The sequence below is a fragment of the Paenarthrobacter sp. NPDC090520 genome (assembly GCF_044769205.1).
Lineage (GTDB): Bacteria > Actinomycetota > Actinomycetes > Actinomycetales > Micrococcaceae > Arthrobacter.
The window spans coordinates 1-24,852 of sequence record NZ_JBIVXM010000032.1 but is presented as its reverse complement, the minus strand read 5'-3'; the positions used below and the strand labels follow the sequence as shown (position 1 = coordinate 24,852).

Sequence of the window (24,852 nt, the reverse complement as noted above, 5' to 3'; positions counted from 1 at the left end):
AAGAGCAGAGCGGCCCCGTGCACGAGGTGTGCACGGGGCCGCCTGGCTAGCGCTCGCTCGGGCTAGCACTGGTCCTTCACGAGTGACCACAGCCATTTGGCAAGCTCCACGATCAAACGTGTCGCCCCAATGACGCAGCCCATAATGGTCCAGGCTTGTCCCTGCTTACGTGTACCCATGTTGTACCTCCGGTATGGAAATGGAGGCGGGGTAGCCCATTTTCCCAACCATAGTTAGGAAAATGGGCTGATGAGAACTAGTCTTGAAGTGTTCAAACATCGAGGAAAAGTGCTCATTCGGCCCCGCCGATTGACCAAACTCTTCAAGAGATCCCGGCCTGCCAGGGCCGGGTTTTCTCTTTAAGAACCTGATACCAGCATTCTAGTGGCAGTTCGTGCCTCTTTTTTCTGTTGCTGTCTCTCACGCAGGTTTCCACAGGGCCGCTGGCCACCCTCTCGTAGTCGTTACGCCTCTAGCGGCTGGACAGATCGTCACTCATGACCACGATGCCCAACGCCGGTACATGTGGATTACCCGCACACAAGAACTGTCGTCAGCGTCGGCGATGTACCTCCGCGCGGACTTGCAGCGGCCAATGCTCCACGTTCACCGAGTCTTCGAAGCTGGGCACTTAGACGGCGAAAGGAGGGGACCCGATGGGTCCCCTCCTTTCGTATGTCCTTGCAACTTGGGGGATTCAGGACAGGCCCACCGTAGCAAACGCCCCGACAGGCAAACGCCACAGTCCCCCATGGTCCAACACGAACTCCGGCGACCCACCCCACAACCTGGCTGGCTTTCTTTCAGCCGTGACAACACACATCGGAAGCGCGGGGTCCAGGGCGGAAGCTGGAGGCACCAGCGGCAGCGTGGCAGCTTCCAAGGCGCTCAGGGGGCTACCAGCGAGCTACTGGCGGCGATGACCACAGCAGGGGGCGGGCGACGATCACCGCCAAAAGAATCCTCAAAAAAGTTCTATTCAGACTAGAAGTTTTAGTTCAAATGGTGTTAGAATAAATACATCAGGAAGGCAAGAACACCAACCAGGAGGAACACCATGTCAGCACTTCTCACCACCACCCAGCGCGTACGTGCAGCGGCCGGCAACTACTTGGCAGCGATCCGCGACACCAGCCGCGAGAACCATGACGCCAAGAACTGGATCACGGCTACGGACACCATCAGCAGCGGCGACATTGCCAAGGTCACTCAGGTTGAGCGCAGCACAGTCTACGTGGATACCGCCACGGGTCGCCTTTACAAGCCCGCCACCAAGTAAGGAGCAAGAACCATGGTCACGGTCTACACAAAGCCAGCATGCGTGCAGTGCAACGCCACGTATCGGGCCTTGGAGAAGAAAGGGGTGAGCTACCGCAGCGTGGATATCACGCAGGACGCGGAAGCCTTGGAACGGCTCAAAGCCATGGGCTACCTACAAGCCCCCGTAGTCGTGACCGACAACGACCACTGGTCAGGATTCCGCCCCGACAAGATCGAAGCACTCACGGGAAAGGAAGCGTAATGGCACTGACCACCGAACAGGACCAGGTGATCGAGGGGCGAGGGCGGATTGACTCAACATCCTGGTGCTGCTCCGGGCCTTTCCCGCTGGAAGGCTGCCCGGACTGGCGCACACACTGGCACTCGGATTGCACCGTCTGTCACTGGGCGCACAGCCCACGCTTTTGGGGGCCGACTCCCGAGGACGTAGCGGCCCAACTCGTGGAACATCTGGAAAGCCAGCACCCAGCAGGGCCAGTGCAAGGCACCTTGTTCTAAACCCCCCTTTTTCAAACTCGAATTTTTGACACGTACGTGACAATAGGAAAGGATGCAGAGATGAGCAGCACGGCATCGGGCAAACTGGTGAAGGCAATCGAACAGGCTTGGGCAGCGATCCAGGCGGTACACGTGGACGTGCCCCATGTTGTCGTGACAATGGGGGCCGGCTCCGGTTCAGGGGCCGGCCTCACCCTCGGCCACTTTGCGCCTAACCGCTGGATTCAGGCGGACACCGAAGTGCACGAACTCTTTGTAGGCGGGGAAGGCTTGCAGCGCGGCGGCCGCGCCGTCATGGGCACGCTTCTGCACGAGGCAGCCCACGGAGCGGCCCAGGTCCGCAACATCCAGGACACCAGCCGCCAGGGCCGCTACCACAACCGCAAATTCAAGGCACTGGGCGAAGAATTCGGCCTCGTGATCGAGGAAGCCGGAAACATCGGCTGGTCAGCAACCACCGTTCCCGACGCCACAGCCAAGCGCTACGCCCGCGTGATCGCCAGCATTGACGCCGCGCTCTCGGTCTACCGCAAGAGCGAGGGACGCGCAGCGGATACCGGGCGCACCAACAACAACAACGGACTTGCCGCCGTGTGTGAGTGCGGCCGCAAAATCCGCGTCTCTGCCACCGTGTACGAAATGGGCGAGATTGTCTGTGGCATCTGCAACGCTCCCTTTGAAGCCGAAGAAAACGGTTAAAAAGTTCTAATAAGAATTGAACTTTACATTCAAATTCAGTTAGAATAGAGTTATGAAAGCACAGAAGAAGCGGGACGTACTGAAGGTGCTGAAAGCCAACGGCTGGCAGTTGGTCCGCACCACCGGAGGCCACGAATGGTGGGAAGGGCCGGACGGCCAGGGTGAGCCGATTCCCCGGCACAACGAAATCAGCCCGGGCGTGATCCGTAAGCTGGCCAAGAAGCTGTCAGACGTTCCGCCGAACTGGAAATAGACCAACCACGGGAGGCCCGGAAGGGCCTCCCACCGAAAGGACTCACAGCATGTTCCTCAAACTCTTCAAGAGCAACAGCAACACTCGGGTTATGCAGGTAGTCAACCTGCACGAGGTGCGAGCATTCGAATTCGATGATGATGCACCGCGTAACCCCGAGAATCCCGGCTCGGTGACGTTCTACTGGCGCGCAGGGGAGAACACCACTTACAAGCTCGGCGTCTACGACGAAGCCGGAAGGCTTCTAAAGAAGATCACCCCGGCCCAGTTTGAAACGGCGTTTTCCGATGCACTCCGCGCACACGGCATTTACACGCTCGACCACGTCTAGAAAGAAGAACCCCCATGGACAACCCCCGCACCTTGGAGGCCACGGCCTACAAGGAAGGTAAGTGGTGGATGATTTCCATCCCCGAGATTGACGGACTCAGCCAGGCTAAAACGGTGGAATCCGTGCCCGGCATGGCCGCTGATCTGGCCGCGATCGTTCTAAACGTCCCCCAGGAAGCTGTGAGGGTGAACATTACCTACCGGCTTCCTGAGGCCGCCGCCGTGATTGACCGCCAGTGGCACGAGGCCAAAGCCCAGGTAACTACCGCCGAAGCAACCGCGGCGGACAAATTAGCAGAGCTCGCCCACACGCTGAAGGCCAACGGCTGGACGCTAAAGGACATTGCAGCCGTCACCGGCTACACCTTCCAACGCATCGCCCAGATACTCAAACACAGAGCAGAGACGCGCGAAGAAGCCGGATCAGAAACCGTGCAACTCGTCCACATCGGGGAAATCGACACCGACGCGCTCGACCAGGTACTCAAGCACGAGCCAGAGAACTCCGTCTACGCGGAAACGGGCTATGCAGTGGTTGAAATGGGCGAAATCGAAACCGCCGACGTCGTGACCCGCGCTGACGAAGTCAGGCGCCCCTAGTGTTTTTCCGTCAGCTTGCTTGCAACCGAGCCAGCATGCTTGCAAGCTAGCAAAGTCCAAACTGTCATGGGCGGGCGGTACCGTGAGGCCGAAGGATTGAGGGGGGAACGATGGATTGGACAACCGGCCCAATACTCGGATTACTGGGCAGCCTCGTGCTGGTCTATTTCGTCTGGGCAATGCTGCACAGCGGAGCGAAAGACTAAGAACATGCCATGAGTGACGACGACGAAGAACAGGAAGCCAGCATGAGGCCGCACCCGTACACCGGGCCAACGGACACCAACGACTTCGACAACCTCTCAGCAGACCAAATGTCTGAACTGGTGTCGTCGTACAAGCTCCTGGGAGAAGCCTTTGAGGACCGTGACGACGAAGAAATGTTTGGCTACGGATTCCATATGGACGATCCATTGAATCTGATCAAGGAAAAAGCAGAGCGGGCCGCTCAGGCACGCCGCGAACTTGTGGCCGCCGTTCGCCTCGCACGATACAAGGGCCAGGACTGGCACGAGATAGGCGGAGTGCTGGGCATGTCCTGGGTAGACGCCATGAAGGCATTTCCCGAAGTCAGAAGGTAGATCCACACGGCCTGACGCCACACGATATCCGGCAGAACTCATCATGAGGGGGACACGATGAAATCAGTTTTGGCCATAGCGGCCGCCGCAAATAACGACATACCCAAGTTCTATGAAGCCGGGTGGGATTGGTGGGCATGGCCCATAGCCTGGCTGGTCTTTCTTGGATGCGGTCTGGCGCTCGGCACTGTCTTGCCGCTGTACGCGGCCGTGACAGAAGAACTGACCGGCGCAAAACGCGGATGGGCCCAATTTGGCGTAGTCATCGGGGGGATCGTCGCTATCGTTTTCGGGTGGTGGGGATCAGGCATCCTCATGCGGCACCACGAAACCGGCGAAGGAGCCGCCTGGACGTTCCTAGGAGCGTTGGCCGTGGCAGGCGTCTCTTGGTACTGGTCTAGCCGCTTTCGGAAAGGATACGGAGATTATGACTGGCACACCGGCTATGCCTTGGTGACAGCAGCGCCGGCCCTGATCATCACAGCTGGGGCCGTCATGAACGGCGTTGGTGAATTCGTCACCCGCGTGGCGGCCTCCATACCAATGCCAGTGGCTCAGTTTCTTTCCCTGGCAGTGTTGGGTGCCTTGGTACTCGGACTAACCGCATCCACACAACGAAGGTAGGAGAACCGGAACATGGCACCAATCCGATTTCATGACATTTTCATCGAAGAAGTGGCAGAACAGATCACTCCAGATGGAGACCTTTGCGACGGCTACACGCTGGTCAAGGGAACAGGCAAGATCGCTGCCCGCGAGGTACGGGAGCACATCATTGGCCGCGTCCCGTACCTGAAAAATCTGCTGGAGCTGGAAGAAGCAGGAGAACAGCCAGCCGGCATCCAATTGAGCGAGAACAGCCTTTCAACGACTGATCCACGCGGACTCTTCCACACGGGGCTGCATCACACCATGGCGAGCATGATTGGCATGATAAACACGCGCCAGCCGCAGGACGGGAACGGCGTGCCCTCAGTCGACGGAGTGAACTATTCAGTGATCCTGGCCGGCGAACCCGGCACGGAAGAAACACAGATCATGATCTGGACACATAAATCCGTGGCCAAGGAACTGGTGGAGTCCGGCCAACTGGATCTGGAAGCGTTCAGCATCGAGAGTAAGCCCTGGCCCGAGGACGGTATCCATGAGGCATACAACGAGTGTCTTGGAACGCTGGTAGCAGAGCAAGCCACGCGCCCTTTCTACAGCTCGGACTGCCTGGACAAAGACGCGGCGAGCTAAAACGGCCGATTTACGGCGCAGGGCCGGGTACTTTGCCCGGCCCTTGTCATGTTGCGGGCAGGGAGCGCAAAGAAACGCCGCAAAATAGCTTTGACGCAATAAACCAGGCAGCACCGTTTTGCGGCGGCACCATGGGACCATGACAAACCTCATTGGCTACGCACGCGTGTCCACCAAGGACCAGAACCCGCAGTACCAGGAACACGAGCTGAGGAAAGCCGGCGCTGGCCGTGTGTTCGTGGATCACGGCGACTCCAGCCGCGTCAGGGACAGACCGCAGTGGCTGGCGTGCCTGGACTACATGCGAGACGGGGACACGCTGTTGGTGCATCGCCTGGACAGGCTCAGCGGGGAATGGCACCTATTCCAGATGATCACCGAGCTGGAGGAACGCGGTATCAACATTCGCTCACTGACAGAGCCAGTCGTGGACACCACCAGCCCCATGGGAAAAGCCTTCTTTGGAATCGTGGCCGTATTCGCCCAGCTCCGGATAGACACGATCCGAGAGAACACCAAAGCCGGCCTTGCACACGCACGCGCTCATGGCCGCGTTGGTGGCCGGCCAACGGTCATGACAGACGAACGCCGGCAGCTGGCCCGGCAGCTCCACGCAGAGGGCAAGACCTTTACGGACATAGGCCGGAGCCTTGGAGTAAGCCGCACAACGGCGGCCAAGTTGGTGCGTGAAGAAGCCCCGCTTCAAGCGGCCGCTTAAATAGTTCAGCGACACGCCACCGATGCCGTTCTAAAAAAATAGTTTTAACGCAAGGATGAAGGCATGGCCATTGAGAAGCTTGTGGTGGGCCGGCCTCCGACGCCGCGCCAGGATCGCAAGAACACGTTGAACGTGAAGCTTAGCGACGCCGAAGTAGAGGTGCTGCGTCAGCTCACCAAACTGGACGGCCATGGCTGGAAGCCAGGCCGCTATCTCTCAGAGACAGTTGGTGCGTGGTTGACGGCCGTGCATGAATCCGGCGAGCTTCCGCAGCCCCAGGCCACGCAGGAGGCACTCCCAGAAGTTTCTTAAAACGAGAAAGGCCCCCTCTTGCGAGGGGGCCTGATAAGTCCCGAAGTCAGTTACCGACAGCTTGGCGGCAAGGTAGCTGACTCGATTTGCTACACCCTTTTCAAGTGAGGAAGCTCTTTGAGTTTAACACAACAGCTCTGCGCATCAACAGGAATCGCGGGCGTTTCCCAACCCGCTGTCAAGTCACAGGACGGCTATCTGTGGACAATCGTTCCGAGCCATGACTTCTCAGGAGTCCTCACGGCCACGGCCGCCACGCAAGTGCCCTGCTGGACGAGCCGGGACCAATGCCTTACGGCCATCAATTTGGCGCTGCTCAGCCCCAAAGGACTGGAGCTGAGACGCAAATATGAGGTATCGCTGTCCATGTGCATGGCTGCTGCCAGGACGGATGCGGCCACCGCGGATTCAGCAACCGGCCGCAACGTGCAAACCTCCCACAGCACCGCAGCACGCCGCATGGCCCGGTTCTACGGCCTTGTTCGGCGTCCCCGGACTTACAGGAAGGCCCGTGACATTCTGCGCCTGCTGGGCTTCCAGGTAGTCGTAGACGAAGGCCGCTACCTCACCAAGACAGAACGCCTGGCGGCGGCCCTTGCCCATGGAGGGAACGGCGGCCGTCCAGGACAGCGCCGTAAGGCATCGACCCGTGTGTTCACTATGCCTAAGTTCGCTGTAGAAATGATCGGCCACCTACCTCGTAGAGGTTCTTCCTCTACTAAAAGAGACTTAAGTTCTACTCACCAAGAACGCGCTAACGCGCGTCCGGCAAGGAAGCCCCGGACGAAAGAGGGTTCACGGCCGAGCTGGGATCTGCCAATGCAGCGGCTTGCCGCCAAAATCATGAACCAGGCAACGTTCCTACGAACCAAGACCGTGCGTACCTGGCACATTTGCGCGGCTCTGGAGGATGCAGGGATAACCCCAGCTCACTGGACAGCCCACGACGTTGTGACTGCCATGTACGCCACCGTTGCCGGGTGGGCCGCACCCGAGCAACTGAACAACCCTCTGGCCTACTTCCGTTTCCTGCTTGGCCGCATCACGCCCGAGCAAGTAGCCGGCCACGTGGCCTCCAAAGAAAAAGCGGCGCAAGACCGTGCAGCTCGTCTAGCCTCAGCACACGCGGCCGCAGCAAGGGCCGCTGCGCCGGCACCAATCCAGACAGCTCCACGGGTGAGCTGGCGTGAGCGATTCGCCGCCGAGTATGAGACAGCTAGGACCACCAAAGCGACCGCATAAATAAACCGCTATGCTATTGCCATGAACGGCTCAAAGCAGCAGCGCTGGCATAATTTGGCCTATGCCCAAATTTGTCCAGGTGATAGCGGATGCCATCGTGAACGCAGCCATTGAGGTTCTGGGAACCCAAGTGCGCGTGGCCATCCTGGCGTACCTGGCAGAAAACGGACCAGCTACGCGAGGTCAGATAGTCAAGGCCATCTCCCCCATCGGTGTGACTACCGTGCAATCTTCGCTTGTGGTACTCGTGAAGCACGGAGCCGTGACCGCAGATCCCCCCGAAGCAAAGAGCGGCCAGCGGGTCCAGTACACGCATAATCCCCAGCGCGTAGCAGAGCTGCATGCGGCCTTGGGGGCAGCGGTACACGTTGCAAGCAAGTAAGCATGCATAGATGCATGCAAAGTAGCTTCTAAGTTAGCTTGCTAACTTTCATGCAAAATTAATTGCTAGCTTGCTTGCAACCTTGCTCGATTTCATGCATGCATTCTGGTAGAATGGGCTTATCGACAAGGAGGGGGATCCATCGTGGATAGTCAGCATTACAGGGGCAATATCGGAAGCGCCGTGGTTCTTGAAACCACCAAAGGCAGCAACGTGCCTTACCTAAAAATCCGCATCGCGGTAAACGATAGCTACGTAGACAGCGACGGCCAGCAGCACGACCGTGAGACGTTCTGGCTGAACACCGAACTTTGGCGCGGCTTGGCCTCCCGCGCGGCCGAACTGTTTAAGTCCGGCGATCCGGTGATCGTGGTTGGCAAGTGGCGCAGCAGCACATTTGAGGTTGAGGGCAAGAAGCGGACACGCAACTACTTTGTTGCGGACACCATTGCCCCGGATATGGCCTACGCGGACGTTTCCGGAGTGCAACGCATCGAGCGCCGCGCCGAGAGCGCAACTCCCGCGCAGGGCCGGGAAGTTCAGGAAAAGCCAGCCGAATCCGGTTCAGGCTTCAAGGAGCCGGAAACAGAGAACCCTTTCGAATAGGACATCATGCAAAAGTTTGGAGAAAGGCTCTGCCGCACCAAGGCAGGCCGGGTCTTCTGGATTCACGTTCTCAACATGCCTGAACCGGGCACGCTGGAACCGCGACACCAGCCGGCACCGCCGGCCGCAGCCGCACCAGATCCTTGGGCCGCCGCCGCGCAGGCTGTCAGCCAGCAAAAAGACCAGCTGGCAACAACACCGTCCAGCGCATGGCAAATGACCGAGAGGAACAGGACCGCTACGGCCTGGAAGCGGATCTTCCGCACAATCCTGGTACTTGTCTTGGGCTTCGCGGTTATCACCGGAGTCCGCAGCTGGTTTACGCCAGCACAAGGACGGGCCGGGGACGCCGTCCCCGCGTCCGTGATGTTCCCCTACGCCGCAGCGGGGGGAGTGGCCGAGCGTTTCGCGGTCAACTACTTCACATGGGACGAGGACGCAGGGGCCGCCAGGTCTGCTGCCCTGGCTCTTGATCTGGCTAACGGGGGAGAAGGCACAGCGGCAGGCTGGGACGGTAAAGGCAAGCAGGCCGCCATGAGTCCTTACGTCGTGGGAACACGGGTCAAAGACGAGAACCAGGCCACCATCACCGTGGCTGTGAAAGTCGTCCCCTATACCCGCGCCGCCGCCAACGCCAAGGAATGGGTGCCCGGCGGCTCCAGAACCCTGGCCCTGGAAGTCCCCGTGCAAATGATCGACGGCCGTGCCGTAGTCACAGGCCGGCCAGGAACAGTGGCTTTGCCGGCACCGGGCAAACTCAACAAGTCCGAGAGCGGCACGGAGGACGCGGACCTGACAGGGACGACGAAGGACTACGCCAAGCAGTTCTTCACGCTCTACGCCCAAGACAAGGACACCAGCGCCATTGCAGCACCGAACGCCCATATTGCCGGGCTGAACGGCGCAGTGGAATTCAAAGACCTCACTGGCTGGACCGTCTACCGGGATGGCGGTGATAACCGGCGTGCCAGTGCCACAGTGCGCTGGGCCATGGGTGCGTCAACTATCGAACAATCATTCACGGTGACCTTGACCAAGGTCACCGGAGCTGGGGCCGAGCGGTGGCAGATTTCGCAGCTGCTCGGCGGGAACTAAGGAGAAGGAACCATGCTGGATTTCACACTGATCAAGGACGCCATTCTGGTGGCGGCCGGCAACATCTTCATCATCATCTTCATCTTCCGTTCACTGGGTGCCTACGCCAAAAAGGAATACGGAGAGCTGATCACCAACGTCCTGGCAGCCGTCGTGCTGGTGGGCTTCATCTACTTCACTGATTCCTCGATCAACGTCTTTAAGTGGATCTGGGGCCAAATCAGTGGGACGCCGGTGGCCTAATGCAGCGCATCGGCCGGACGTACACAAAGGCGTTCAACATCGAGACCCGGCAGCACGAACTGCTGGGCTACGACCTGGGCGAAGGGGCCAAGCGGCAGCATTTGCGCTTGGGCATAGGCGTGGCAGCCATCTGGATAGCGGCAATGATCCCGATTTTGGGAGCGCCCAACATGTACACGGCTTCGCTCTACCTGATTCCGCCAGGGCTCTTTATTGCTCTGGGTGTGCAGATGGACCCTCGCCAACCGCGACGCATGCGCGTTTCCAGCTGGCTCCTGTCGGTCCTCTTTATGATCAGCGGGCACCGACCCATCATCAACATGGGTCACAGAGTCGCCTTTGCGGGAGAACGAATCACCTGGCGCGAGCGGCTGAAAGTCGACGCCCTTGCCGTTCATCCACTTCTACGACCAGCACTTATGGGCATCATGCGACTGCTCCAGCTAAAGCCGCTACCGGCCCATAAAGTCCGGCACACAACAGCCGGCTACAGCGGGCCAGTCGGCAAACCAATTGTGCTGGCCCAGTCAGACATCAAGATTTTCGGCGCTGACTACATGCACGAAATCATCGCCAAGCGAGCAGCGCGGCGGCGGAAAGGACAAAAGCCATGAAGATCTCAAAGTGGCTCCTGAACAACCTAGGTCTGGGGGACCAGCGGTTGAAGCCGCCGCCCCACTACGAAGCAATCTCAGACGGCCTGCTGGTAACAGCCACCAAGGCCGAGGCATGGCTGTCGTTGGAAACTTCCAACACAGACCACGTTTCCAACGAAGAAATCCTAGAGAACCTGGATTCCATCATTGCGGACGCCGGAGACATTCTGGAAGGCTCCAACTGCCACCTCAAAGTCCTGTGGGGCAGGATCAGCGGCGACGACTACCGCGACTCATCGGCTGAACTCATCGAAGGCGGTTCCGGGGACGGGGCCATGGTCATTGACGAACGAGCCGACCGAATCGACTTTCTCGAAATGCCAGAGCGGCACATCCTCTTAGGCATACAGATCGTGGACCGGGAACAGGAAGCCGTTGCAGAGGTTCGCAAAAAGGCGGCTGACTGGTCCGGGCTGTCCTCCAACTCCGTCACGGAAGCGCAACTGCTCGGATACTTCGGTATCGCCAGGCAGCTGCAACAATCCCTGGCCAACACACGCTGGGCCGCTAAGCTCGCCACGGCCGAACAGATCGCATGGGCCATCGGCCGTGAAAGCCACCGCGAGAAAGAGGCCGTAAAGCGCCGGGGATTCATCCGTGGTGCCCAGCTCTTTGACCTGGCAAGCTCCAAGATCATCCCGCATGAGGACTTCCTGGAATTCAAAGGCAACATGGGCGAAACCGTAGCGTTCGGCAGTGTCCTGACGCTCTCGGACTTCCCCGAGGAAATGCGCGTCCCTGGCCATGGAGAGTGGCTTAAGAATCTCTCCCAGATCACTCGCATCGACCAGAGCGAGGATCTGAGCGCGGACGGCAAGCCACTTGCTGGCCGAGTCATTCCTGTCATTGTTGACGCCAGCATCCGTTTCCGCATCATGCCCAAGACCGAGGCCAGGAAGCGGGCCGACGAAGCACGTAAAACGGCCAAGGAGCAGCGCCGGAGCGCCGAGAAGAACTCAGCCGGCGACACACCGCCGGACGTGCTGGAAGCCGAGTACGTGGCTGAGGACGCCGTCAACAGCATTCAGCATGAGGGAATGCGGCTGGTGGAGGCACACCCGCGCGTAGTTGTGAAGGGCCGCGACCTGGAAGAACTCGACGCCAACACTCAGGCGGTCATTTCCTACTACGCCGGCATTGGTATCCGCGCCGTCGTTGGAGTGGATGAACAAAGGGACTTGTTCCTGGAATCACTCATGGGCGACGGCCTGCGCGTAGTGGACCTTGGCCACGTGCAGGACGACGTGCAGTTCTTCGGTTCCTTCTTCTGGGGAGGGTCCAAAGTAGGCGACGCGGTAGGACCAGTCACCGGGTTCCTGACCGGATCAACGCCAGGTGTTTTCCGATCCAATATCGCCAGGGCCGCAAGCCTTGGAATCGCAACCACGAGCGCCTACATCGGCAAGTCCGGCATGGGCAAGACCAACTCCATTTGCTTGGATATGCTCAGCGTCGCAACTCTCGGCCCTAAAGCCTTCAACAAGCCAGAACGCCTGGCCGAACTCGTTGAACAGGGCTTGGATCTTTCGGGCTACGGGGTATGGCAGACGCTTCTGGACACCAAGGGCGACACCAGCGGCCTCGTGGGTGCCGCTAAACGGTACGGCATCAAGTCTGAACTGCTCCGCGTAACGCAGCGCTACGAAGGCGCGGCGGATCTGTTCCTGGCCATGGATGATCCTTTCGAAGCTGCCCAGGCAGTCGCCGGCCAACTGGTGCTGTTGGCGCCGGCTAACCTGCGGAACATTGCCGATGAAGCAGCTCTGGACGCTGCCACGGCGGTGGCAGCCCAGCCCTACCCGACCACGCATGCCGTGATCGAGCTGCTGATGGGCAGCACGAACGAAGATGCAGCCAAACTAGGCCGGTACCTGACGAAGCTGGCCCAGCTGCCGCTGGGAAGGCTGACGTTGGGCAAGCCCAACGGCCTGCGCATCTTCACGGAGGAACCAGGACTCTGGGTGTACCAGTTCCCTGGCCTTCGCTTGCCGGCGGACACCAAGCCCGTCGATGAATGGACCCCGGAACACAAACTGTCCATGGCAGTCCTGCGCGGATTCCTGGCCAACACCATCAAAATGACCACGAAGCAGCGGCTTCGATTCATGCCCAAAGTCGTGGCCATCCCGGAAGTGCACCACCTCTTGAAGGTCGGAGACGGCGTAGCATTCCTGGACACCCTGGCCCGCGTCGGCCGCGCCAATAACGCATCCCTGCTGCTCGACAGCCAGGACGCCCAAGGAATCAGCATGATCCCCGGCATTGTCGAACAGCTTTCGGCCTTGCGGATCTTCCAGCTGTCCTCCCGCCCGGAAGTCGAAGCAGCCGCAGCGCTTCTGCAGAAAGACCCCGATTCCATCGGGCCAACCATCCGCTCTCTCGGGGTTGATCCCTCAGCTGAGGACGGCATCCGCAAGGGCCACTGCCTTGCCATGGATTACCGGGGCCGCGTGGGCACGGTGCAATATGACTTCCCCAACGCGGAAGTCCAAGCTCTGCTTAACACCAATGCCGATCAGCAATACGGGGCCGACGACACAGACGCCGACCTGGACGAGCAACTGGAGATGGTCTCATGAAGAACTTGACGCGAACCGCTGTAATCCTGCTGGCCGTGGCTGCCCTGGCTGCCTGTGGCACCACCCCACAGGCACCGCAGAACAGCGCGGATCCAAAATCCCAGGCAGAACAAGCAGCCCTGAAATTCCAGAACGGCAGCGCAGAGGACCGATGCCGGCTCGACGCCAGCAAAACCGGCAAGGACTTGGACGAGTGCCTGGCGGCCGCCGCCAAAGTTACCGGCCAGGAAACCTACACCGAGGAACCCCACGTCACAGGCAGTGAGACGTGGAAGAGCGGCTACGGCGTCAGTGTCCAGTTCCAGAAAACCAACGCGCCGAAAGTGACTTGGATTTACGGCATGGAACAGGTTGACGGTGAATGGAAAATGACCGAATACAACCAGCTTGAATCCAAGGATGCGACGGACCCGCAGCGGGTCTGCAAAACGCTGGGAACCTGCTGATGCTGGCCCGGATCTGGCGTAAGACGCTCTACTACAAGTCCTGGCAGTTCCTCTGCTCCCGGTTCACCAAACGCCGCGTCAAGACGTTCATCTGGGTATTCGTCGCCGTCATGTTCCTGGGCAGCGCGGCCGCTGTAGCGGCCGACGGACAAACCACGCCAGTGGGCTTTGGTGACCTCATAGTGATGCCTGACCTGGCACAGGGCCAGGAACGGACCATGCTGGAGTCATACCCGCTGGACGCCTGGCAACTCGACAGCGAGCTATCAGGCCAAGACGTGGTGCAGAATGTCATGTTCGGCATCTGCCAGTTGCTCTTTTTCCTGCTCAAAACACTCGTGTACATGGCTGTTGCCCTGATCTACTGGCTGTTCTCCTTTACCAAGATCGAGGCACTGTCAAACAACACGGCGGCCCTGATCAGCGGCGCATCGGCAGGAATGATGGCCTGGCTGTTTCCTTCGGCCGTGGCCATCGGCGCGGCTGTCACCTACGCCATGCGGCAACGGGACGGCACGCACAATTACAACCAGATTGCTTGGTTCCTGGTGGCCGGCGTTTTCACCATCAGTCTGACGACCAGCGCCCCCATGTGGGTTAAAACCGTTGACGACGTGCGCACCGTAGGAACCACAGCCGTTTCGTCCATGGCTGATCCCCTGATCACCGCCCAGCAGGAAATTCCCTTTGCAGCACCAAAGCAGGCGACCTTCACGGGCACGCCCACGCAGAATGTGTTGCGGAAATCCGGCGATTCCCTGTGGCGCAACCTGCTGGTGACGCCATGGTGCACGGCCAACTACGGCAGCCTGGAGGCTTGCAAGCGCTACGCCCCGGACATGCTCGCCATGGGCGGGGACGTGGAGAAGCGCAAGAACGACTACATCAAACCCATCATCTACGGCGAGAACAATCCTCAGAACAAGCCGACTGAGGGCAGCAAGGAAGCGCCGACGTCGCAGTGGGTCAAAGGCGAACGGTACGCCGAACGTCTCGGCATCCTGTCGATCGCCATCGTCGTCGCGGCCATCTTCTGCATCATGTTGCTCAGCCTGGGCTATGCCGCGTTGGTTTCCCTGGCCATGGCCTTCATGCTGCTGGTGGCCGGCGTATTCTTCGCCATGCTCTGGATCATTCCTGGCCGGCCCCGGCAATGGGGTTCCCGCTGGTTCGATACCCTCTTGGGCAGCATCATGACCAGCGTGACAGCCACGCTGACCTTCACGGTGGTGATGATGTTCCTAACGGCGGTCTTTGCCCTGACCGGCCAGTACGGATGGGGTGCCGCCAGCGCCCTGGCGCTGGTGCTGATCGCGGCCGCGTTCAAGCTTCGTGGCCAGCTGGAGGGCATTGTGGATGCCTACAACCCCAACGCGACCCGCGCCGCCGCCATCGGCTATCTGGCCTCACGAGCAGTCGGCAAAGGTGTCAAAGGCACCATGCGCGGAGCCTCACGCCTTACCCGCGGATTCGGACGGGCCGGCCGGTACTACAAAAACCAATTGTCGGAGAACCCGTCAGGCGGCGGCTACGGCGGCCGTGGAACGGGACCCAGCAGTCCACGAGGCGGCGGCGGACCCGGCGGAGGATTCGGCGGACGCCCGCCGTACCGCCCGGCTGTTCCTACTCAGTCAAGGGGATCTATGCAGCCGGCCACAGGTCCGGTGCAACCTACCGGCTCCACGCACCCGACAGGCACGACACGGCCCGGAGGATCACGCGGGCCTGGCCGTCCCGTAGAAGAACCCGCACCACGACGCAACAGCCGCCCAGGGGCACGGCCCGTAGCTCCATCCGGGCCTTCCAGCTCGGCAGCAGCTCCGGCGGGATACCGCCCGCCAAGCCGTGCGCTCCTGAGTCCTTCACCGCGTAGCTCAGCATCAACGGCGCGGACAGCGGCAACGCCGACACACCGGCAGGCAGCCTCGACGCCGTACCGCATGCCGGCCCCTGCACAGCAGCCCGCAAGGTCACGGCAAGCGTCAACGCAGGCCCAGCAGAAGCCCGCGCAGCCAGCGCGGCAGCAGCCGCCGGCAACCACGCGACGAGAACGAGGGGGAAACCGTGGCTGAGAAAGATGAATGGGCGGACTTTGACGAGCTGAGCAGCCAGGAAGCCGCAGCCGAAGACACGCCTGGCCGCACGAAGCCAAAGCGCAGGGACCGCCGTGATGAGCGGAAAACCGCCCGCAAGGAACGGCGCGACCAGTGGCAGGAATCCGTGTACAAGGAGCGGATCAGTCCCGGTGCCCGGATTCTGGGCGTCGTGGCAATCCTGGCCATCATCTTTGGGATTGGCTGGTTTGCCGTCACTATGAACGGCGGCAAAGAAGCCGAGACAGTGGGCATCATGAAGCCAGGAGCCACAGGAGAGCCGGGGCAGCCGTCAGCCAGCCCCAGTTTGGGAATGGGGGACAGCAGCCAGGCAGCCGTCCCGGCTCAGCCAGCCAAGACGTTTCAGCCGGTAAAGATTCCCGCGCCCGCGCCGGTCACCGCTAACCCGCAGAACGCGGAGGAAGTGGCGAAGGCATGGGCAAAGGGCTACCTGTCCCGTCCAGCTGGTGAATCAACGCAATGGCAGGAGTACATCGGCCCCTACACGGCAACTGAACTGGTCCCCATTCTGGACGGTCTGGCGTTTCATGGAAAAGACCCGCTGGCAGGGAAAGAACCTACGAGCGTGCTCGAGGTAAAAGTCCTGCCAGCACCCAAGGGGGAACCTGTTGATACTCCCACACGGTGGACCAGAAGTGTCGAGGTGCCCGTGCAGTCTCACGATGGTTCCACGACGGTCCTGACCTATACGGTCACGTCCTATTTGGGGGAGAAAGGCTGGCAAGTCACTGACGCCGTGCAGAAGTTCTGGACGGTTCGCTGATGGCTGGCATGAACGACGTTGCCCGGAAGGTCGCCACGGCCGTGGCCTTCCGGGCGCTTCGCCTCAAAGTCGTTGTAATCGTCCTCGTCCTGGCCAGTGTCGCCGGCTTCTTCCTAATGGTCCTGGCTCCCGTCATGGGCGGGCAGATCAAGGCCAACGCAACGACCGGGCCGGAATGCACTCTGCCAGGAACAAGCGGCGGCGGCCCGCTGCCAACTGGAGATTTGCTGGCCCAACAGTTGGCCAATGCCAAGTCCATTGATGAAGCGGCCCGAAAGGCAGGCATGCCAGGGTCAGCAACAAGAGTGGCCATCATTGCCGCCGTGGGTGAATCAGACCTGATCAACCTTGACCATGGCGACAACGCAAGGAACCCCGATGGCACGATGAACACCTCTCTGGGTCTGTTTCAGCAGCAGTGGAGCTTGGGATGGGGCACCCGCGAACAGGTCATGACACCGGAGTATGCAGCAACCAGTTTCTTGATCGGCCCCGGCCACGACCGCAAGGGCGGGCTGATTTCTGTTACCGGCTGGGACCAGATGGAACCAAGCGCAGCGATACACACCGTCCAGCGCAACGCGGACCCCAACCACTACAGCAGGTTCGTCAACCGTGCCGACCAGCTGATTGCCAAGGCCGGCATTGATGTGAACCGTGCAGGCTCCGTGGCAGCTCCAGGAGCGCCGGCAGCTGGCAACAGCTCAGGTGAATGCAGCGGAGGCACCGTCTCCGTCACTGGTGATGCCAAGGACGACTACCCGTTCAAGGCCATCACGCCGGGGCCGTTCATCTATGTGGCAGATCCCTACGGCTACTTCTACGGGGAGTGCACGAGCTGGGTTACATGGGCCTTCAACCGTGACCATGGGTCCACGGCCGCGCCCTTCACGTATTCCGCAGCGCGAGGCAATTTCGCGAACGGCAATGGAGCGGACTGGAAGAACGCTTGGACCGGCCGAGGCTGGCCCGTATCGCAGATTCCCCAGGCTGGGGCAGTTGCATGGTGGGGAGCCAACGGCGGAACCGGGATCGGGGAGTACGGCCACGTGGCCTATGTCGAGAAGGTGCTACCTGACGGCAAGGTGCTGATCAGCGAATACAACAACAGTTTCCTGGCACCCCCAGGACACAAATTCTCCAGCCGCGTGTTGGAGGCAAAGGAAGTCAACGCCTTCCTTCTGCCGCCCGCAAACTAGAAGCAAGAACAATTGCATGCAAAATGGCATGCTCTCTACCATTCATGCTTGCAAGCATGAATGGTAGAGTTGTTTTAGACACCATAGGAGGGGACATGGCACAGCAAGTAACAGCCGAACTCACGGACGAAGGGCACGTACGCCTGAACGTGGACGGCAGGATTGAACGGCTGGAAGGCAGGGACGCCGCAGAGGGGCGCATCTTTCTTCTCCGGGCCGTTTCCGAACTGGCAGCCGGGCAGGGCAGCAGCGTCGAACTCACGGTTACGGACGCCGCCAGCGGAGTCACGAAGCTTGCCGTCGATCCCGCCGGAAACGTCGAACAGCTGCCCGTAGTGCCGGAGCAGGAACCCGCCCAGGAGCCGGAGCCGGCGGCCCAGCTGCCCGTTGAGCAACCGCAGAAGCCAGCGGCCCCAGCTGTCACTCAGGAGGCCACAGAAGGGCTCCAGGAGCCGCAGCAACCCACGCGGCGCTCCAGCCGGCCCACTGCCGCCGACTTTGCAGCCAGCCGGCCCGAAGCGGCGGTAGGCCCGGCGCAGGAAGGGTGGCAAGGAGTCCTCAACGGCCTCTCCGGTGGATCTCTCCGGATCGCACCCGGTGACAAGGAACTGCAACGCCGCAACTGGCGGGCCTCGATCCAGCGGGGGCTTGCCGGTCACAAAACTGTTGTGTACATCAACCTCAAAGGTGGCGCAGGTAAGACCACAATCACCTACCTGGTGGCGGCCGTCCTTGGCCGTGTACGCGGCGGCAACATCCTGGCCTGGGACAACAACGAGAATAAGGGAACTCTCGGTGACCGTTCCATGCGTGCAAACCATGACCACACGGCCATCGACCTGTTGGCCAACATTGACCGGTTCGCTACGCCAAGCAACGCCCACGAGCTGGTGAATTACGTGCATGCCCAGGGAGAAAACAAGTTCCACGTCCTGGCCAGCCAGAACACAGCAGCGGATAAGGAAGTCGTTGACGGAACAGCTTTCACGCAGCTGCATGGAGTGTTGAAGCAGTTCTACCACCTGATGGCGGTGGATACCGGAAACGCCAGTACCGCCGGCACCTGGCAGGCTGCCGTGGAGATTGCCGATGAAATCGTGATCGTCGCCATGAACAAGGAGGACTCGGCCAAGACGCTGGCCTCAACGGTCGATACGCTGGTGCAGATGGGTTACGGGGAAAAGCTCTCCAACGGCGTGCTGCTCATTACCCAGCCGCCCGTACCGTCGAAGAACAAGGCGGCCCGCGTGGCAGCCAACAAGGAGCGCCTGGAGCGCACCAAGGCGCATTTCTCGCACTACGTCCGGGAAATCGTTGTGGTGCCCAATGACGAAGCCTTGGACGACGGAGGAGACATCATCTACGAAAACCTGATGCCCGAGACCCAGGAAGCCTACCTACACGCCACAGCCGCCATCGTGGACGGCCTGTAACACGGCTTGCAAGAGAGCATGCAAGCACTCATCCGTGCAAAAACAAGATAGGTTCAATTCATGCAAATCCTGAGCGTTTTCAGTGGTGCCGGGGGAGTCACCAAAACCACATCGGCAGTCTCGCTGGCCATGGCCTCAGCTGAGATCGGCGACGACACAGTGCTGATTGATCTGGACCCACGCGCGGCCGCGTCCACATGGACCAGAACAGAACCGAAGGAACCCGGATGGACGGTCAACGCGATCCTTGACGCGGCCGATTCGGAGGGTTGGGCCGAACAGCTGGCAGTGCCATCGACGTGGCACCCAAGGCTGCGAGTGATCCCCTCGGAGTCCGCAGTGGAGCATCGGGAAAAGACTGCCGTGGACGATATGGAGCTGCGCCTAAAGCGGTCCCTGGCAGGACTGAAAGCTGAGCGTGTGGTGATCGACTGCCCTAATAGAACTGGCGGTCTATTGCTGCGATCAGCATTATTGGCCTCAACTCACGTCGTTTATGCGGCAGATCCTACCGAGGACGGCGCAGCCGGAGTGGAAAGTGCCACTGAAAGCGTTGCAAGGTTCAAGAAAAGCCAAGCTGACAGGGGAGTTCCGGACCATCTCACAGAGGCCGGGATTGTCGTCAGTAAATATCATTACGGGGCCGTTACCCATGATATTGAAAAGTTCTCCATTGATGACATGGAAGAAATGGGAACTGTTCTCTATCCGTTGATCCCGCACCAGCCATTCGTCAGGAAATGCCGCCGAGCTGGTGAGTGGTTCGGAGACTTCCGCCAGGGAGCAAAACTTAAAGACGCATACATGGAAATCGCAGGAAAGGTATTCAACAATGACTGACGGGCCGGATCTTTCAAAGTCGCCGCGAAGCAAGCCGAGGCCGGCAGCGGACAGCGGAGTGCACCCGGCCGAGCTGGGACAGCCGGCGGCAAAAGCCACCGAAGCGCCGGCCGCGCCCGGCATCACCCTGGGGGCAGACGGGCTGCCCATCAAGGCCGAGAAGGAAGAGACCCGTTCGCTCTCCACGTATGTCTCCGTCTCTACCCGCGCACTCATCGACCAGGTGAACAAGGAACGCGGATTCAGTATCCGCGAAGTCGTGGAACTGGCCGTCAACAACTTCTGGGGCAAGGGCAAATAGCAGCCTCCACACAGCAACAACAGGAAGCGCCGGCGGCCGTAGCTGCCGGCGCTTTTTCGTGCCCGGCCACGCACAGGCAGAACCCCGCACGAGAAGCAGCCGCCAGTCCAGGATGCGGTACGGAAAACTACCCTCAGCAACCACAAGACCAAGGCTCCACACGCTCCTGCAAATGACCACGACGGACTCGGTGTCGTCCCGGCTGAGAGAAGCCAGCCAGGCAGCCCGGTAAGCCGGCCGCAGAAGGCAACCACTCTCCAAGGCCGCCGTAACCACGGCTCCAACTAGCACCCGCGAATGATCGCCAAGCTGTCCACGGTTGGGGGCAATCCGGGTTATCCACGGCTGGATCTGGGAGCCATCGGGAAAGCTCCCTTGGCAGTGGTAGCGGTGGATAACCCAACCAGGATTGTCCCCGGCTGTGGGCAGCCGGAACCCGAAGAAGGAGCGCAAGAACCCAACCACAACAAAGAGCAAAGATGTAACATTGGCTATAACATAAGATGTACTTCGAGTGGTACGTCCCACCCCCCACCCCATCTAGACAGTTTTCCGCTTAACGACCGACACCACCCACGCTCCTCGTCCCTCAGATCATGGGTGGTGTCGGTCTACAGAAAACAGATGGGGTGGGGGGTGGGACAAGTGAGTGAGTGTGTGAGTTGAGATGAATGAAGAAGTAGTGAAAGTTGAGAGGTTGGTTGGGTTGGGATGGGTGAAGTGATTTAGGGATTGGGGATATTGGAAGTCGTGGCGAGGTGGTCAGTGAAGGTCAGGTTGGAGTGGCGGCAGTGGGGTTGAGTGGCGTGATTGGGGGAGGTTGGAAGTGCAGCTAAGTGGGTTGCCAGGGGCACAGAAAACGGGGACGCCGAAGGCGGTACGGCCGCTGGGGAGAGTGACTGAACGGGACGTGGAGCTGCTGCGGTTTGTGGGACGGTGGGCGTTCTGCACGATTGAGCAGATAGGTCCGGTCATGGGGATGAGTGACCAGGTGGTCAGGCGTCGAATCCGGGCGCTGCGCGGGCATGAACTCTTGACCGCTGACAGGTTGTTGGTGGGGTATCCCTCGCTGGTGTCTCTCACGCGTGAAGGGATGCGTTTTGTTGAAATTTCCGGGCCGGTGATCGGGCCGAAGCTGGGCCAGTTTCATCATGACTATTTGGTGGTCCAGTGGGCGACGGAGCAGATGGCGAAGCAGCCTGATTGGACGTTCGTTACTGAACGGGAGATGAGGGCGGCCGACACTGTGAACCAGCAGGAGGTGACGCACAAGGAACCGCTGTACGCGGTGGAGCGGCTGGCGGGTAAGACGACGGAACGGATCTACCCGGACTTCCTGGCGATCACTCCGAACGGTGACCATTTGGCTTTTGAATTGGAATACTCCCGCAAACATGGTGCACGGCTGGAGAAGCTGATGGCGGCATATTCATTTTCCGAAAGAATAAAGGGTGTGCAGTATTTCTGTTTACCTGATGCTTATTCTGTGGTGTCGCGGGCAGCCAACATAGTCAATGAGAAGATGAAGGAAACGGGCAGGCCACAGAAAATTTGGGTGAAGGAGTGGGCGCCCGCCACCACCCGGAATCTCGGAGGGGGAGAGATTGATGAGTAATTCACCAAATATGCGGATGCGGAAGCTCGATGATCCAGCACTTCCAACGACCGCACTGCAAGCATGGAATAGGGCAGGAAAACTGTTTTTGAGGGTCACGAATCCGCTTTTGGCGATTCTTATCCTCGTGTTGATTCCGGTTGCTGTGCGGCAACGGAAAATCAAACCAGCATTGCTGGTGGCGGCTGCCGCCGTCGTGCTGGCAGGCGTTCTGCTGTTCGCGAGGGCACTGCCGCTTTACGTGACACCGTACGTCGAGCTGGTGCGCACTGCCGTCGATTCAGCCATGAATGCCGGCGGCCTTTTCCAGCCTGGTGGGATGGGCCGGGCAGTCCAACCGGTGCTTGATTTGGTGGTTGCCAACTGGTGGGTATGGATACTTGCTCAGCTGGTGTTCGCCGTGCCAGCGGCCGCTCTCATTGCCTCTGCCATTGCAGCCTGGCGAAAGAAGTTCGACCCTGCCGCCTGGCGCGAGAAAGTCGAGCCGAAGAAGCTGGACGAGCTGCGCAAAACGAACGCCGCAATGCCGCGCTGGACCCAGGAAGCACCGGCCGCCGGTACTGACGGCAAGGAGCCGGCCAAGGGCAAAGGCTTGAGCCTGGCGGCGAAGATGCCCTTTGGCAACAGGGCCGACGTGGTGACAAGCCTGGACGGCCTCATGCTGAGGTTGGGCAGCGACAAAATGACTGGTAAGCCGTTCGACCTGCCGGCCATCGCCATGGCGCGGCAGTCATACATCGAAGGGCCCAGCGGATTCGGTAAGACCCGAATCTTGATCGAGCTGATGCGCGGACTGATCGAAGCGCCGGCGGCCCAGCAGTTCAAAATCGGCATGGCTTTCATCACGATGAAACCAGACCCGGAAATCACGGAGGCGGCCAGGGCCGTTGCGGAGCTGGCCGGCCGCAAGCTCTACATCGTGACCGAGGACGGCCGGCGGGACGGCGAAGGCCAGGCGTACAACCCGCTACGGCACGGCACGGCAGAGCAGATCCGTAACCGCGTGATTGAAGCCGAGCGGAAGTCTGCCGATGGCGGATTCTCCGAAGCGCACTACGCCCGCGGTGGCTCCAGGTTCGCTCTGATCGTGGCCAAAGCCATGATGCAGCTCGCGCACCCGGTAGATGGGCCGCCCCGCACGTACATGCGAGGCGGCAAGAAATTCACCTGGAAACAGGACTACGCCCACTTCGCCTATCTGATGAATCTGCGCGTACTGCAAGAACACAGCAACCACCTGGACGCGGATCTGCAATGGCAGATCACCGAATACGCCAAGGAGGCCGCCGAAGATAAAGACGTTCTCAAATTCGCATCAGGCATGCGAAACCGTCTCGCCGACGTGGCCGAAGGCGCCGCCGGCAACGTCCTAATGGAAACAGACGAAGGTTTGGACCTACGCCAGGTCATTGAAGCCGGCGACATGGTGCTGTTCAACCTCGACGCCATGCAGGACGCCCAAGCAGCCCGCTATGTGGCCAACCTCGCGCTGCAAGACCTCACCAGCGCTATCGGTGAACTGGGCAGTCAGGTGTGGCACAAAGAGAACCAGAACATACGCGGCAAGCAGAACCGCATGTTCTGGATCCCCGTTGACGAGTTCTCCGCTCTCGGTGGCTCGCTCGTGGCCGACCTCTACGCCCGCGCCAGAAGCAACGGCTTTGCCGTGACGCTCTCAACGCAGGACCAAGCGGCACTCATCAAAGCCGAAATGTTCGAAGATGTGAACACCAACGCCAACGTCAAGATCCTTTTCAACCAGGAACGCAACGCGGAGGACCACGCCAACAACATCGGCACGGCCAAGACAATGATCGAGACGTTCCAGATGTTCGAGGAAAAGGACTTGTTGGGCACGACGGCGCACGCCAGCGGACAGGGCAACATCCGTGAAGGCGATACCTACGTGATTCACCCAAACGAGTTCAAGCAGCTGCAGCCAGGTGAAGCCATCATTCTGACCAAAACGCCCCGCGAGCAGCACCGCGTTGCACTACGGATGAGTGACCCCATCGAGGACGCCAAGAAGGCCCGCGAAGCAGCTGCGGCACGAACAAACGCCAAGCCACAACCGGTGGAAGTCCTGGTGCCTCCGGAAGATCCCCAGAAGGAACCGGTGAAACCGGCCGAAGCGGCCAGCGTCGAGAAAACCGAACCTGCCGTGTCAGTCTGGGCAGCGGCGGCCGCCGCCGCGAAGCAGGACAGGCCGGCCGCGTCAGCTGCGAAGGCTGGACCGGAGAAAGAGCCAGTCGCGCCGACCGTGCCGGCGGCCGACGATGCAGAGGACTGGGAAGATGATGACTGGTCCAGCTACGTTCCCGTAGAGGAACCACGCTAGCTGTACGCCTGAATCAGCGCTGTCCGGTATCCCATTGCCGGGCAGCGCTTTTTCGTTGGACAGGAGCCAGCCTCTCCACCACATGGGCACGGCAAAAGCTATCTCCTTCGGGCTTTTCCCGCACACATGTGGAGGACAGGGACCAGCTGACCGCCTGCACACAAACGCCAGGGCACCATGAGCGCCGAGACTCACCACCGGGACCGGCGTTCATGCACAGCCTCCGATTGCGGCCGGCAACTCCACCGATATTCAGGTACATGCTGATTGTCGTAGACGTGAACGTTCTCGCCTGTCCGGCGGATGCTGGCACAACTGGCAGGACAACTTGCCGTGCGTTGCATAGAACTGGAAGAACACGTGGCAAGGAAGACCGTCAACAATGAGATGTAAGAGCAGAGCGGCCCCGTGCACGAGGTGTGCACGGGGCCGCCTGGCTAGCGCTCGCTCGGGCTAGCACTGGTCCTTCACGAGTGACCACAGCCA

27 protein-coding genes are annotated in these 24,852 nt (G+C 60.2%); all 27 read left to right on the top strand.

Going from position 1 to position 24,852, the window contains the following annotated elements; translation table 11 throughout:
* Positions 1–1,057: 1,057 nt before the first annotated feature.
* Positions 1,058–1,279, top strand: coding sequence for a hypothetical protein (locus ACIQTZ_RS22990; protein WP_402984501.1), 222 nt, complete (start codon positions 1,058–1,060; stop codon positions 1,277–1,279).
* 12 nt (positions 1,280–1,291) lie between these two features.
* On the top strand, positions 1,292–1,522 hold the full coding sequence (gene nrdH / locus ACIQTZ_RS22985) for a glutaredoxin-like protein NrdH (RefSeq protein ID WP_402984500.1): 231 nt from the start codon (positions 1,292–1,294) through the stop codon (positions 1,520–1,522).
* Between the two features lie 317 nt (positions 1,523–1,839).
* On the top strand, positions 1,840–2,478 hold the full coding sequence (locus ACIQTZ_RS22980) for a hypothetical protein (protein ID WP_402984498.1): 639 nt from the start codon (positions 1,840–1,842) through the stop codon (positions 2,476–2,478).
* Between the two features lie 52 nt (positions 2,479–2,530).
* A complete protein-coding gene (locus tag ACIQTZ_RS22975; RefSeq protein WP_402984495.1) occupies positions 2,531–2,731 on the top strand; it encodes a type II toxin-antitoxin system HicA family toxin in 201 nt (66 codons plus the stop codon).
* A gap of 49 nt (positions 2,732–2,780) precedes the next feature.
* Positions 2,781–3,062 carry a hypothetical protein gene (locus tag ACIQTZ_RS22970; RefSeq protein WP_402984492.1) on the top strand — a complete coding sequence of 94 codons (282 nt, stop codon included), beginning with the start codon at positions 2,781–2,783 and terminating at the stop codon, positions 3,060–3,062.
* Positions 3,063–3,076: 14 nt separating this feature from the next.
* A complete protein-coding gene (locus tag ACIQTZ_RS22965; RefSeq protein WP_402984490.1) occupies positions 3,077–3,661 on the top strand; it encodes a hypothetical protein in 585 nt (194 codons plus the stop codon).
* Between the two features lie 215 nt (positions 3,662–3,876).
* Positions 3,877–4,242 (top strand): hypothetical protein, encoded by a 366-nt coding sequence (locus tag ACIQTZ_RS22960; protein ID WP_402984487.1) that lies wholly within the window; start codon positions 3,877–3,879, stop codon positions 4,240–4,242.
* Between the two features lie 57 nt (positions 4,243–4,299).
* Positions 4,300–4,866 (top strand): hypothetical protein, encoded by a 567-nt coding sequence (locus ACIQTZ_RS22955; RefSeq protein ID WP_402984485.1) that lies wholly within the window; start codon positions 4,300–4,302, stop codon positions 4,864–4,866.
* A 12-nt stretch (positions 4,867–4,878) separates the two neighbouring features.
* Positions 4,879–5,484: a hypothetical protein gene (locus ACIQTZ_RS22950; protein ID WP_402984482.1), complete on the top strand. Its 606-nt coding sequence runs from the start codon at positions 4,879–4,881 to the stop codon at positions 5,482–5,484.
* Positions 5,485–5,623: 139 nt separating this feature from the next.
* A complete protein-coding gene (locus ACIQTZ_RS22945; protein ID WP_402984479.1) occupies positions 5,624–6,202 on the top strand; it encodes a recombinase family protein in 579 nt (192 codons plus the stop codon).
* A 63-nt stretch (positions 6,203–6,265) separates the two neighbouring features.
* Positions 6,266–6,514 carry a hypothetical protein gene (locus tag ACIQTZ_RS22940; protein ID WP_402984477.1) on the top strand — a complete coding sequence of 83 codons (249 nt, stop codon included), beginning with the start codon at positions 6,266–6,268 and terminating at the stop codon, positions 6,512–6,514.
* A gap of 819 nt (positions 6,515–7,333) precedes the next feature.
* A complete protein-coding gene (locus ACIQTZ_RS22935; RefSeq protein ID WP_402984475.1) occupies positions 7,334–7,756 on the top strand; it encodes a hypothetical protein in 423 nt (140 codons plus the stop codon).
* A gap of 61 nt (positions 7,757–7,817) precedes the next feature.
* Positions 7,818–8,138: a hypothetical protein gene (locus ACIQTZ_RS22930; protein WP_402984473.1), complete on the top strand. Its 321-nt coding sequence runs from the start codon at positions 7,818–7,820 to the stop codon at positions 8,136–8,138.
* A 144-nt stretch (positions 8,139–8,282) separates the two neighbouring features.
* A complete protein-coding gene (locus ACIQTZ_RS22925; protein ID WP_402984471.1) occupies positions 8,283–8,744 on the top strand; it encodes a single-stranded DNA-binding protein in 462 nt (153 codons plus the stop codon).
* A 6-nt stretch (positions 8,745–8,750) separates the two neighbouring features.
* Positions 8,751–9,839 (top strand): conjugal transfer protein, encoded by a 1,089-nt coding sequence (locus ACIQTZ_RS22920; protein WP_402984469.1) that lies wholly within the window; start codon positions 8,751–8,753, stop codon positions 9,837–9,839.
* Between the two features lie 12 nt (positions 9,840–9,851).
* Complete coding sequence (locus tag ACIQTZ_RS22915) at positions 9,852–10,082, top strand: hypothetical protein (protein ID WP_402984465.1); 231 nt, start codon at positions 9,852–9,854, stop codon at positions 10,080–10,082.
* The gene (locus tag ACIQTZ_RS22910; protein WP_402984462.1) at positions 10,082–10,696 is read left to right on the top strand and encodes a hypothetical protein; all 615 of its coding nucleotides are present in this window, start codon (positions 10,082–10,084) and stop codon (positions 10,694–10,696) included. Before ACIQTZ_RS22915 ends, ACIQTZ_RS22910 begins: the two co-directional genes overlap by 1 nt.
* Positions 10,693–13,317, top strand: a complete 2,625-nt coding sequence (locus tag ACIQTZ_RS22905) for an ATP-binding protein (protein WP_402984459.1) — start codon at positions 10,693–10,695, stop codon at positions 13,315–13,317. The genes ACIQTZ_RS22910 and ACIQTZ_RS22905 overlap by 4 nt, the downstream gene beginning before the upstream one ends.
* The gene (locus ACIQTZ_RS22900; protein ID WP_402984456.1) at positions 13,314–13,763 is read left to right on the top strand and encodes a hypothetical protein; all 450 of its coding nucleotides are present in this window, start codon (positions 13,314–13,316) and stop codon (positions 13,761–13,763) included. The genes ACIQTZ_RS22905 and ACIQTZ_RS22900 overlap by 4 nt, the downstream gene beginning before the upstream one ends.
* Positions 13,763–15,835 carry a hypothetical protein gene (locus ACIQTZ_RS22895; protein WP_402984453.1) on the top strand — a complete coding sequence of 691 codons (2,073 nt, stop codon included), beginning with the start codon at positions 13,763–13,765 and terminating at the stop codon, positions 15,833–15,835. Before ACIQTZ_RS22900 ends, ACIQTZ_RS22895 begins: the two co-directional genes overlap by 1 nt.
* Entirely contained in the window at positions 15,828–16,640 is an 813-nt protein-coding gene (locus tag ACIQTZ_RS22890; RefSeq protein WP_402984450.1) for a hypothetical protein, read from the top strand. Before ACIQTZ_RS22895 ends, ACIQTZ_RS22890 begins: the two co-directional genes overlap by 8 nt.
* Positions 16,640–17,839 (top strand): CHAP domain-containing protein, encoded by a 1,200-nt coding sequence (locus ACIQTZ_RS22885; RefSeq protein WP_402984448.1) that lies wholly within the window; start codon positions 16,640–16,642, stop codon positions 17,837–17,839. Before ACIQTZ_RS22890 ends, ACIQTZ_RS22885 begins: the two co-directional genes overlap by 1 nt.
* 95 nt (positions 17,840–17,934) lie before the next feature.
* Positions 17,935–19,272, top strand: a complete 1,338-nt coding sequence (locus tag ACIQTZ_RS22880) for a hypothetical protein (protein WP_402984446.1) — start codon at positions 17,935–17,937, stop codon at positions 19,270–19,272.
* Positions 19,273–19,332: 60 nt separating this feature from the next.
* On the top strand, positions 19,333–20,112 hold the full coding sequence (locus ACIQTZ_RS22875) for a ParA family protein (protein ID WP_402984444.1): 780 nt from the start codon (positions 19,333–19,335) through the stop codon (positions 20,110–20,112).
* Entirely contained in the window at positions 20,105–20,413 is a 309-nt protein-coding gene (locus ACIQTZ_RS22870; protein ID WP_402984441.1) for a hypothetical protein, read from the top strand. Before ACIQTZ_RS22875 ends, ACIQTZ_RS22870 begins: the two co-directional genes overlap by 8 nt.
* Before the next feature lie 895 nt (positions 20,414–21,308).
* Positions 21,309–22,028: a hypothetical protein gene (locus ACIQTZ_RS22865; RefSeq protein ID WP_402984439.1), complete on the top strand. Its 720-nt coding sequence runs from the start codon at positions 21,309–21,311 to the stop codon at positions 22,026–22,028.
* A 109-nt stretch (positions 22,029–22,137) separates the two neighbouring features.
* Positions 22,138–24,366, top strand: coding sequence for a type IV secretory system conjugative DNA transfer family protein (locus ACIQTZ_RS22860; protein ID WP_402984436.1), 2,229 nt, complete (start codon positions 22,138–22,140; stop codon positions 24,364–24,366).
* Positions 24,367–24,852: the final 486 nt, after the last annotated feature.

Excerpts from the sequence above, each read along its gene's own strand:
- ACIQTZ_RS22990 (WP_402984501.1), top strand. The coding sequence starts at position 1,058 with ATGTCAGCACTTCTCACCACCACCCAGCGCGTACGTGCAGCGGCCGGC.
- nrdH (WP_402984500.1), top strand. The coding sequence starts at position 1,292 with ATGGTCACGGTCTACACAAAGCCAGCATGCGTGCAGTGCAACGCCACG.
- ACIQTZ_RS22980 (WP_402984498.1), top strand. The coding sequence starts at position 1,840 with ATGAGCAGCACGGCATCGGGCAAACTGGTGAAGGCAATCGAACAGGCT.
- ACIQTZ_RS22975 (WP_402984495.1), top strand. The coding sequence starts at position 2,531 with ATGAAAGCACAGAAGAAGCGGGACGTACTGAAGGTGCTGAAAGCCAAC.
- ACIQTZ_RS22970 (WP_402984492.1), top strand. The coding sequence starts at position 2,781 with ATGTTCCTCAAACTCTTCAAGAGCAACAGCAACACTCGGGTTATGCAG.
- ACIQTZ_RS22965 (WP_402984490.1), top strand. The coding sequence starts at position 3,077 with ATGGACAACCCCCGCACCTTGGAGGCCACGGCCTACAAGGAAGGTAAG.
- ACIQTZ_RS22960 (WP_402984487.1), top strand. The coding sequence starts at position 3,877 with ATGAGTGACGACGACGAAGAACAGGAAGCCAGCATGAGGCCGCACCCG.
- ACIQTZ_RS22955 (WP_402984485.1), top strand. The coding sequence starts at position 4,300 with ATGAAATCAGTTTTGGCCATAGCGGCCGCCGCAAATAACGACATACCC.
- ACIQTZ_RS22950 (WP_402984482.1), top strand. The coding sequence starts at position 4,879 with ATGGCACCAATCCGATTTCATGACATTTTCATCGAAGAAGTGGCAGAA.
- ACIQTZ_RS22945 (WP_402984479.1), top strand. The coding sequence starts at position 5,624 with ATGACAAACCTCATTGGCTACGCACGCGTGTCCACCAAGGACCAGAAC.
- ACIQTZ_RS22940 (WP_402984477.1), top strand. The coding sequence starts at position 6,266 with ATGGCCATTGAGAAGCTTGTGGTGGGCCGGCCTCCGACGCCGCGCCAG.
- ACIQTZ_RS22935 (WP_402984475.1), top strand. The coding sequence starts at position 7,334 with ATGCAGCGGCTTGCCGCCAAAATCATGAACCAGGCAACGTTCCTACGA.
- ACIQTZ_RS22930 (WP_402984473.1), top strand. The coding sequence starts at position 7,818 with ATGCCCAAATTTGTCCAGGTGATAGCGGATGCCATCGTGAACGCAGCC.
- ACIQTZ_RS22920 (WP_402984469.1), top strand. The coding sequence starts at position 8,751 with ATGCAAAAGTTTGGAGAAAGGCTCTGCCGCACCAAGGCAGGCCGGGTC.
- ACIQTZ_RS22915 (WP_402984465.1), top strand. The coding sequence starts at position 9,852 with ATGCTGGATTTCACACTGATCAAGGACGCCATTCTGGTGGCGGCCGGC.
- ACIQTZ_RS22910 (WP_402984462.1), top strand. The coding sequence starts at position 10,082 with ATGCAGCGCATCGGCCGGACGTACACAAAGGCGTTCAACATCGAGACC.
- ACIQTZ_RS22905 (WP_402984459.1), top strand. The coding sequence starts at position 10,693 with ATGAAGATCTCAAAGTGGCTCCTGAACAACCTAGGTCTGGGGGACCAG.
- ACIQTZ_RS22900 (WP_402984456.1), top strand. The coding sequence starts at position 13,314 with ATGAAGAACTTGACGCGAACCGCTGTAATCCTGCTGGCCGTGGCTGCC.
- ACIQTZ_RS22895 (WP_402984453.1), top strand. The coding sequence starts at position 13,763 with ATGCTGGCCCGGATCTGGCGTAAGACGCTCTACTACAAGTCCTGGCAG.
- ACIQTZ_RS22885 (WP_402984448.1), top strand. The coding sequence starts at position 16,640 with ATGGCTGGCATGAACGACGTTGCCCGGAAGGTCGCCACGGCCGTGGCC.
- ACIQTZ_RS22880 (WP_402984446.1), top strand. The coding sequence starts at position 17,935 with ATGGCACAGCAAGTAACAGCCGAACTCACGGACGAAGGGCACGTACGC.
- ACIQTZ_RS22875 (WP_402984444.1), top strand. The coding sequence starts at position 19,333 with ATGCAAATCCTGAGCGTTTTCAGTGGTGCCGGGGGAGTCACCAAAACC.
- ACIQTZ_RS22870 (WP_402984441.1), top strand. The coding sequence starts at position 20,105 with ATGACTGACGGGCCGGATCTTTCAAAGTCGCCGCGAAGCAAGCCGAGG.